This window comes from Vibrio sp. 14G-20 (genome assembly GCF_026241515.1).
Taxonomy (GTDB): Bacteria; Pseudomonadota; Gammaproteobacteria; order Enterobacterales; family Vibrionaceae; genus Vibrio.
In genome coordinates, this window is sequence record NZ_JAPHPW010000049.1 from 1 (window position 1) to 7,848 (window position 7,848).

At 43.2% G+C, this 7,848-nt stretch carries 7 protein-coding genes and 1 pseudogene; 4 read left to right on the top strand and 4 right to left on the bottom strand.

Annotated features, from left to right (window positions below; all coding sequences use genetic code 11):
- Positions 1-95: 95 nt before the first annotated feature.
- Both OQJ75_RS22220 and OQJ75_RS22225 read right to left on the bottom strand, forming a co-directional pair.
- Positions 96-569 (bottom strand): FKBP-type peptidyl-prolyl cis-trans isomerase, encoded by a 474-nt coding sequence (locus tag OQJ75_RS22220; RefSeq protein ID WP_248391473.1) that lies wholly within the window; start codon positions 567-569, stop codon positions 96-98.
- Between the two features lie 114 nt (positions 570-683).
- A complete protein-coding gene (locus tag OQJ75_RS22225) occupies positions 684-1,310 on the bottom strand; it encodes a thioredoxin domain-containing protein (RefSeq protein WP_248376569.1) in 627 nt (208 codons plus the stop codon).
- A gap of 258 nt (positions 1,311-1,568) precedes the next feature.
- Between OQJ75_RS22225 and OQJ75_RS22230 the strand changes: the two genes are divergently transcribed.
- Positions 1,569-2,204, top strand: a complete 636-nt coding sequence (locus OQJ75_RS22230) for an OmpA family protein (RefSeq protein ID WP_265974950.1) — start codon at positions 1,569-1,571, stop codon at positions 2,202-2,204.
- Between the two features lie 109 nt (positions 2,205-2,313).
- Here OQJ75_RS22230 and OQJ75_RS22235 read toward each other — a convergent pair whose 3' ends face one another.
- Both OQJ75_RS22235 and norR read right to left on the bottom strand, forming a co-directional pair.
- Positions 2,314-2,673, bottom strand: coding sequence for a glutaredoxin family protein (locus OQJ75_RS22235; RefSeq protein WP_265974949.1), 360 nt, complete (start codon positions 2,671-2,673; stop codon positions 2,314-2,316).
- Between the two features lie 89 nt (positions 2,674-2,762).
- Positions 2,763-4,355 carry a nitric oxide reductase transcriptional regulator NorR gene (gene norR / locus OQJ75_RS22240; RefSeq protein WP_248376567.1) on the bottom strand — a complete coding sequence of 531 codons (1,593 nt, stop codon included), beginning with the start codon at positions 4,353-4,355 and terminating at the stop codon, positions 2,763-2,765.
- A 369-nt stretch (positions 4,356-4,724) separates the two neighbouring features.
- On the opposite strand from norR, the gene hmpA reads away from it, so the two are divergent.
- The 3 genes and pseudogenes from hmpA to OQJ75_RS22255 all read left to right on the top strand — a co-directional run.
- Positions 4,725-5,921: an NO-inducible flavohemoprotein gene (gene hmpA / locus OQJ75_RS22245; RefSeq protein WP_265974948.1), complete on the top strand. Its 1,197-nt coding sequence runs from the start codon at positions 4,725-4,727 to the stop codon at positions 5,919-5,921.
- Between the two features lie 428 nt (positions 5,922-6,349).
- Entirely contained in the window at positions 6,350-7,363 is a 1,014-nt protein-coding gene (locus OQJ75_RS22250; RefSeq protein WP_248391469.1) for a substrate-binding domain-containing protein, read from the top strand.
- A gap of 22 nt (positions 7,364-7,385) precedes the next feature.
- Positions 7,386-7,805 (top strand): annotated as a pseudogene (locus tag OQJ75_RS22255) (ABC transporter substrate-binding protein); the annotation flags it as partial.
- Positions 7,806-7,848: the final 43 nt, after the last annotated feature.

The following is a 7,848-nucleotide window of genomic DNA, read 5'->3' on the forward strand; positions in this document are numbered from 1 at the left end:
AGCCTACTCTAAGCTTAATGGCTTGAGAGTGAGGCGGACCATATAATTAAGCCCCAACATAGCGCGTATGTTGGGGCTAAAATCAGTCACTTCGATTATTTGATAGAGATGAGTTCTACGTCAAAAATCAGAGTCGATGATGGTGGGATAGGGCCAGAACCACCTTTACCGTAAGCTAAAGTGCTTGGAATGAATAGACGAACTTTTTGGCCTTCAACCATGTAAGTCAAACCTTCTTGCCAACCTTTGATTACTTGCTTAAGGGCAAATGAGATTGGCTCGCCACGCTCAACAGAGCTGTCGAAAACAGTGCCGTCGAGTAGCGTACCGTGGTAATGAACCGTTACTTTGCTGTTTTTAGTTGGGTGCTCTGTGCCTGTACCTTCTTCAAGAACAAGGTATTGAAGACCGCTTTCAGTCGTAATCACGCCTTCTTTTGTGCCGTTTTCAATTAGAAATTGTTGGCCTTGTTCGAAGTTTTCTCCGCCAGACTTATGATTCGTCCAAGTACGGTAAATCATGAAACCCGCCAAAAGAAAGACAATGACCGGGATGACAAATTTAGACATAGTAAAACCTATTTATAGTTAATGCTGTATTTCATAATTAATGCATAATTTGATAGTTAATGCAGAATTTCGCAGTTAATACAGAGTGTGTTAATCAATGGGCTAAAGCCGTGATTAGGGTTGAGTCAAAAGGTAGTTGATCGTTTTTGCAATGCCAGCAACGTCTTGGTGACCTGCTGTGAGTACTTGGTATTTACCGTTGATGATAAAGGTTGGTACTGAGTTGATCTGACCTTTTACTGAGATCTCTTCTGCTTTTTTAACGTAGTCAAACAGAGCGACTTGTTGTTCTTTTTTCAGTTGGTATGGGCTAACCAAACCACGAGAAGTAAACGCTGTCTCGAGTGCTTGTTGACGCTGCTCAGGTGTTGCATCTGCACCCATTTGAACGGCACCAAATAGGTCGTCCATGAACGCGTGGTCTGGCGTCGCATCAAGCTGCATCACTGCTGTGTAGTAGATCATTGCACTGATTTGAGCACTTTCGTTGAACGTTACGTGCATCTTGCCAATAGTTTGGTCTGTTAGAGATTCAATCTCTGGAATTGCACTTTCCATTTGACGGCAGTGACCACAGTTAAGAGAGAAAATTTCAGTGACCGGAGACAAGTTGAATTCTGTTAGAGCAGTTGGAAGCGCTTCGTATTGAACGCCTTTTTGTGGCTCGTCTGTTTCACTACAACCCGCGATAATAAGCACGACAGCGAGTGCTGTGATGAATTTAGTAAATGGTTTAAACATAATGTTTACTCTAGCGTTGAGAAGTCGTGAGATTCTAACTATTTAGTACGAATTGGAAAACAATTATAAGGTAAATAAATGCAAACAGTTCGAACTAGCGGCTGAAGACAGACTAGTAGACGGTTAACTGTGATCAACAGCACTTTTTTTGGATCTGCTTTCTTTTGGTCTAAAGTTTTTCCTTTGGTGCCGATATAGACATTAGTGAATGGTTTATCTGCATGAGTGGTTGGTGAAGTAATGAGATATTTAGCGATAATGTTAAGCATAGCTTTGGCTGGGTGTGAAGCCACGTCACCAACTGATTTACTTGGCGGTAACATGCTAGAGACTGCACCACAAACCGATTACGACCTGATGCACCCAGAATGGGGTGTGGTTCAAACGACTCATGTAGCAAGCAATCGTGGGTACTCGATTCAGAGCAGCACTCATCAACAAACAACCATCACGACCAACTACGGACGTGGCGTTTCGACTAACGATCCACTGGAAGTCTTTTTAAGACAAAACCGTATCGATTTTGAAGTGTTGCCAGGTAACCATGTGATGGTAAAGCTTGAGCAGCACGTGAACTTTAAAACAGGTTCAGCATTCCCTGAGCCAGCTTATAATCAATGGTTAGATACGCTAGGTAACTACCTTTCTCAACGCCAAGATATCGATGTTGTGATTGAAGGGCACACCGATAACACAGGCACAGATCGAATTAATGATCCTCTGTCAGAGCAGCGCGCAAAAGAAGTAAAAGCTCGATTAGAGAGTAACTATGTGTCCAGTCGTTCTATTTATACTCGTGGCTTCGGTGAGTATGTTCCAGCTTGTACTAATGCTTCTGCGCAAGGCAAGGCGTGTAACCGCCGTGTGGAATTGATGCTGATTGTAGCGAAGTAGTCGTTTGAACTTTCGCTCCTAATTTGAAGCGATTAACGCCAAATAACAGATACAAAAAATCCCTCACATTCGAGGGATTTTTTGTATCTGGCTTTTATCGCTTTTTTGCTTATGCAAACTGCTTTTCTAAGTAAGTCACGATATCTGAAGATTCGTACATCCACTCAGTTTTGCCGTCTTTTTCGATACGTAGACAAGGCACTTTTACACGACCGCCACCAGCTTCAAGCTCTGAACGGTGTTGCTCGTTGTTTTTTGCATCACGAAGTTCAAATTGAACCGACTGACGTTTCATCGCGCGGCGCACTTTCACACAAAATGGGCACGCGTCGAATTGGTATAACGTGTGCGTTTTTGCTTGCTCATTCACTTTGCTTTGTTCTTCTTGAGAACGCTTCACACCACGTGGGCTGAAAACAAAATTCAATAACAAGATAACACGACCTAAGAACCAACGGATAAACTTCATAACTCTCTCTACATATTTAAAATTAGCGTTACAATTTGCAGCATTATATACACAAGTTTTGTCAGATGCTCGCAACAAACCGCTAATATCTATTTTGTCCGTTCGATCGTGTGAGACTTAGCCACATTTAGCCCTAAACGCTTAGACAGTCGAGTCAGGTTTGCTCGGTCTGTTTTCAAAACTCGCCCTGCTTGTGCCCAGTTAAAGTTGGCATCTTCCAACACCTCAGTAATGATACTGCGCTGAAAATCGTCCGTTGCACCACGTAGCCCTTCAGAAAGATCGATCGTTGGTGTCGATAACGGTGTGTTTTTCACCTGTGTTGTCGCAATAGGTTGATCTTGATCGAGTGGACCACAATCTTCCTTGGTAATTGTCACTAGGTTTTTATTGGTGCTGCGCGCTAACGCTTTCAATGCTGAACGACTGATCACGTGCTCAAGTTCACGCACGTTACCCGGCCAACCATAACGGTTTAGGAAAGAAAGAACGTCAGAGCGGAACTTAACTTGGTTGATACCAAGCTTACGACGCGCTTGTTCTAAGAAGAAACCCGCTAATAGGCTGATGTCGTCACCACGATCTTTCAGTGCAGGCACCGCGATAGGGTACACACTCAGTCGGTGATACAAGTCGGCTCTGAATCGGCCGTCTTCGACTTCTTGTTTTAGATCTCGGTTTGTTGCTGCCAATACTCGTACATCAATGGTTTGAATGTTGTCTTGGCCAACAGGTTGGATTTCGTTGTTTTGCAGCGCACGTAATAATTTACTTTGCGCGGCTAAAGGCAACTCACCAATCTCATCAAGGAACAGTGTGCCACCATCGGCTAAAGCAAACTTACCTAAGCGGTTTTTGTCTGCGCCAGTGAATGCGCCACGAACGTGACCAAACAGTTCGCTCTCTACTAAGTTTTCAGGGATTGCAGCACAGTTTACGTAGACGAGTGGGTTACGCTTACGTTGAGATTGATGGTGCAGGGTACGAGCCACGAGCTCTTTACCAACCCCCGTGTCACCATGAATCAAGATATTAAACTCAGACGGCGCTACCACAGCGATGTCGTTCTTAAGTGCGACCATGGTGTCACTGTTACCAATCAACTCACCACCGTCACGTTCCCATGACTCTACATTCAACTCTTCCAGTAACTGTTTTGACTGTTTCGCTTGATGTTCAAGTTGCGAGAAGGTCAGTGCCATTTGCATGCTTGAAGCCGCAATCGCTGCCAGTACTTCAAGGTTACGCGCTGGAATATTAGCGAAGACATCTGGTTTCAGGCTGTCTAGAGTCAGAATGCCCAATAGCTTGTCGCCAAATAGTAAAGGTAAGCCCATACAAGCGTGCATCGGTAAATCGCCATCATGGTCAATAAGCAAACCATCGAAAGGATCGGGTAGGGAGCTGTCAGAATCGAAACGAACAGGAGAGCGAGACGCGCAGATCTCTTCAAAACGCGGGTGTTCTGAAATGATAAAGCGACGACCGAATGTATCTCGGCTGAGCCCTTGCATTGCAATGGGTACTAGCGTGTCACCTTGAAGGCTTAAAAGCGCGACACAATCACACGTTATGGTTTTGCGAATAGCATCAATGAGGCGATTGAAACGATCTTGATCGTTCACACCACTCGCGAGGCCAATGGTCATTTCCATGAGGGTAGATGCGGAGATATCTTGCATAAAAAACTCTAACTGTGTGTGTTTATCTACATAATAGAGTCTTATTGACTTTAAAAAAAGGTCTTTTTGACATTTTTATAAGATGGGTTTTGAGAAGAAAGCCAGAAATGGCGGGGCGTTATAAACTTGGCACTGATTGTGCAGAAGAGACAGTGAATCCCGATTATAGCGCTGATTAAACAGACTATTCTTGATCTCAATCAATCAGGTGGCATTAATCAGGTTTCACGATTTTTTGAAATAAAAACGAGTCAAAATAACTCAGTTTCTAAAAATAACTAAGGTTTCAGAAAATCGATAAGTCATTCTTAATTTTTAAGTAGTCAAAATGACATATAGGTCATAAGGCTCAGTGTTCGGAGTAAATTCATGCTTAACAATGCACATATCGAAATCATCAAATCTACTATCCCTCTACTTGAGAGCGCAGGCCCTGCTTTAACTCAGCATTTTTATCAACGTATGTTCACGCATAACCCTGAGTTGAAAGATATCTTCAATATGACTCACCAAAGAACAGGTCGCCAAGGCGTAGCACTGTTTGAAGCTATCGCGGCATATGCAAAGAACATTGAAAATCTAGCAGCGTTAACAATGGCCGTTGAACGTATTGCTCAAAAACACACAAGTTTTAACATTCAACCAGAGCACTACCAAATTGTTGGTTTGCACCTGATTGAAACACTACGTGAACTAGCCGCTGATGCGTTTACTCCAGAAGTGGAAGAAGCATGGACAGCCGCTTACCTATTCTTAGCGCAAGTATTCATCGATCGTGAAGCTGAACTTTACCTACAGCGTAAGCAAGCTGTTGGTGGTTGGGAAGCAGCGCGTGCGTTTGTGATTGCAGACAAGATCGAAGAGTCAGCGCTAGTAACTAGCTTTATTCTTCAGCCAAAAGACGGCGGTGAAGTTCTGGATTATACGCCAGGTCAATACATTGGTATCGAAGTAAAACCAGAAGGCTCTCAATACAGCGAAATTCGTCAATATTCTCTGTCTGATAAGCCAAACGGCAAACAATACCGCATCTCTGTTAAACGTGAAGGGCAAGGCCAAGAGACACAAGGTGTTGTATCTAACCACCTACACGATACAGTTGCTGTTGGTGATGAGGTTAGCCTATACGCACCAGCGGGTGACTTCATGTATCAAGAGCGCAGTAAACCAGTAACGCTTATCTCTGCAGGTGTTGGTGTAACGCCAATGCAGTCTATGCTTGAGTTCCTAAACACGGAAGATAAAAACGAGCCAGTACTTTACCTTCACGCTTGTGAGAACGTAGGCCAACACTCTTTCACGAGTCGTGTTAAAGATATTGTTGCAGACAAAGGTTGGGAAGCGAAAACGTGGTACATGAACAAAGACGAATCTGCATGTGAAAACACACATCAAGGCCAAATGGATCTAGCGTCTATCTCTGATACTAAAGGCTTTGAAGAGAGCGACTTCTACATCTGTGGACCTGTTGGCTTCATGAAGAACATCGTAGAGCAGCTAGATGCACTTAAAGTAGATCGCTCACGCGTACATTACGAAGTATTTGGCCCACACGCTAACTTCTAATAGTTCTCGATAGTTCTATTAACATTCGCCTGAACTATTAACACCTTGCCTATTCAAAGGCCTCACAGTGTGAGGCCTTTTTTCGTTCTCGTCCCTTCAAATCGTGTTCGTCATGACTAGGCGACATGTGACACGCAATTGAGATTGAGTCGCAGAAATCCCCAATTCTAGTTAGTCGAATCGTTTACGCCGATCTTATTGACTTACATCTCTTATAAATGACTTTTTTTACTCGAAATAAATCATTAGAAAATCCGTGTTATTGAGTGAAACGAATTTGTTTCATAAATTAAAATGTCGCCATTTGCTTTGAAGGTGCTTTTAACGTTGGTTAAAAGTATAGATGTCGCCTGTTTTCATTAATAAAACTGTCACACCCGTCATCTAGTCTTGCGTTCATCAATTAACGGGATGGATAGGGATAACGAATGAATATCAAGGATGTGGCAGTTCTCGCGGGTGTTTCTCCTGCGACAGTCTCTCGATTCGTTAACACACCAGAATCTGTGGCTTCTGCTACAGCTCAAAAGATCGAGCGTGTCATTGATACGACAGGTTATCGAATAGACAGGAAGTCGCATGCTCTTGAGTTCAATAAAAACCCAACGATTGGCGTATTGATTCCGAGTTTATTGAATCCCGTATTTTCAGAAGTTGTTGCAGGTATTCAGCAGCGCGCGCGGCATTTTGGCTACTCGACTATAGTGCTGGACACTCAATATGACAGTGAACAAGAACAACAAGCAGCTATCGATCTGATCCGTCAAAGAGTGGAAGGTGTGATCTTAACGATAGCCGATGTGTCTGATAATGCTGCACTCGAATTACTCCGAAGTTTTAAATTTCCTTACTGTTTGCTTCACAACCAATCTGTTGAAAATGAACCTTGTGTCTATGTTGATAACTATCAAGCAGGTAAGGATGTTGCACAGAAAATTCTAGAATATGGCCATATCAAAATAGGAATGATTACAGGGCACTTTGCCTCATCCGACCGTGCAAAAAAGCGTTATGAAGGGTTCAAACAAGGTCTCTATGAGAAGGGGGTTGAATTAAGCCAGCTTCTTGAAGTCGACCAAAACAAGCTTGTTCCGTTCACTGACTCTGAGATGAGCTTATTAAGCGGTGAGTGTGGTCCTACGGTTTGGTTTTGCAGCAATGATTTACTTGCGCTGAAAACAATGAATGCGTTGAAGAGTACAGGTAGACGAATCCCACAAGACGTTTCGGTTGTGGGCTTTGATGGTATGGGGCTTGGGCAATTGGTGAGTCCGAATTTAGCTACTGTGGCTGTTCCTCATATTGATATGGGGAAAATGGCCGTCGATATTTTGTTTAACGCAAAAGCAGGCTCAATCGAGCGGTTTGAATTTGCGTTGAAGTATGAATTACAAATGAAGGGATCGCTTGGTGCGGTTCCCGTTATAACCCAATTTAATTAATGGAAATTCGTTGGAGAACATAATGGCACCACATCAATTACTACGAGTTAACAAGTCATCAAAAACTAGAAAATTAGCGAGCTTAATTCTTGGTTTTGCTGGCGTCGCTTTTCAAGCGCAGGCATCTGATGCGATTTGTTACAACTGTCCACCGGAATGGGCTAACTGGGGAGGGCAACTTCAGTTAATTAATAAAGAGTTGGGTATCCGAGTTCCTATGGACAATAAGAACTCAGGTCAGTCTTTATCTCAGTTGGTTGCAGAGAAGAATAGCCCAGTTGCTGATGTGGTCTATTACGGTGTTTCTTTTGGTATTAACGCAACAGAACAAGGCGTTGTTGATACATATAAGCCTAAAAATTGGGATCAGATTCCAGAAGGTATGAAAGATCCTAAGGGGAACTGGTTTGCTATCCACTCCGGCACGATTGGCTTAATTATATGGTCCGCCTCACTCTCAAGCCATTAAGCTTAGAGTAGGCTCT

Excerpts from the sequence above, each read along its gene's own strand:
- OQJ75_RS22220 (WP_248391473.1), bottom strand. The coding sequence starts at position 569 with ATGTCTAAATTTGTCATCCCGGTCATTGTCTTTCTTTTGGCGGGTTTC.
- OQJ75_RS22225 (WP_248376569.1), bottom strand. The coding sequence starts at position 1,310 with ATGTTTAAACCATTTACTAAATTCATCACAGCACTCGCTGTCGTGCTT.
- OQJ75_RS22230 (WP_265974950.1), top strand. The coding sequence starts at position 1,569 with ATGTTAAGCATAGCTTTGGCTGGGTGTGAAGCCACGTCACCAACTGAT.
- OQJ75_RS22235 (WP_265974949.1), bottom strand. The coding sequence starts at position 2,673 with ATGAAGTTTATCCGTTGGTTCTTAGGTCGTGTTATCTTGTTATTGAAT.
- norR (WP_248376567.1), bottom strand. The coding sequence starts at position 4,355 with ATGCAAGATATCTCCGCATCTACCCTCATGGAAATGACCATTGGCCTC.
- hmpA (WP_265974948.1), top strand. The coding sequence starts at position 4,725 with ATGCTTAACAATGCACATATCGAAATCATCAAATCTACTATCCCTCTA.
- OQJ75_RS22250 (WP_248391469.1), top strand. The coding sequence starts at position 6,350 with ATGAATATCAAGGATGTGGCAGTTCTCGCGGGTGTTTCTCCTGCGACA.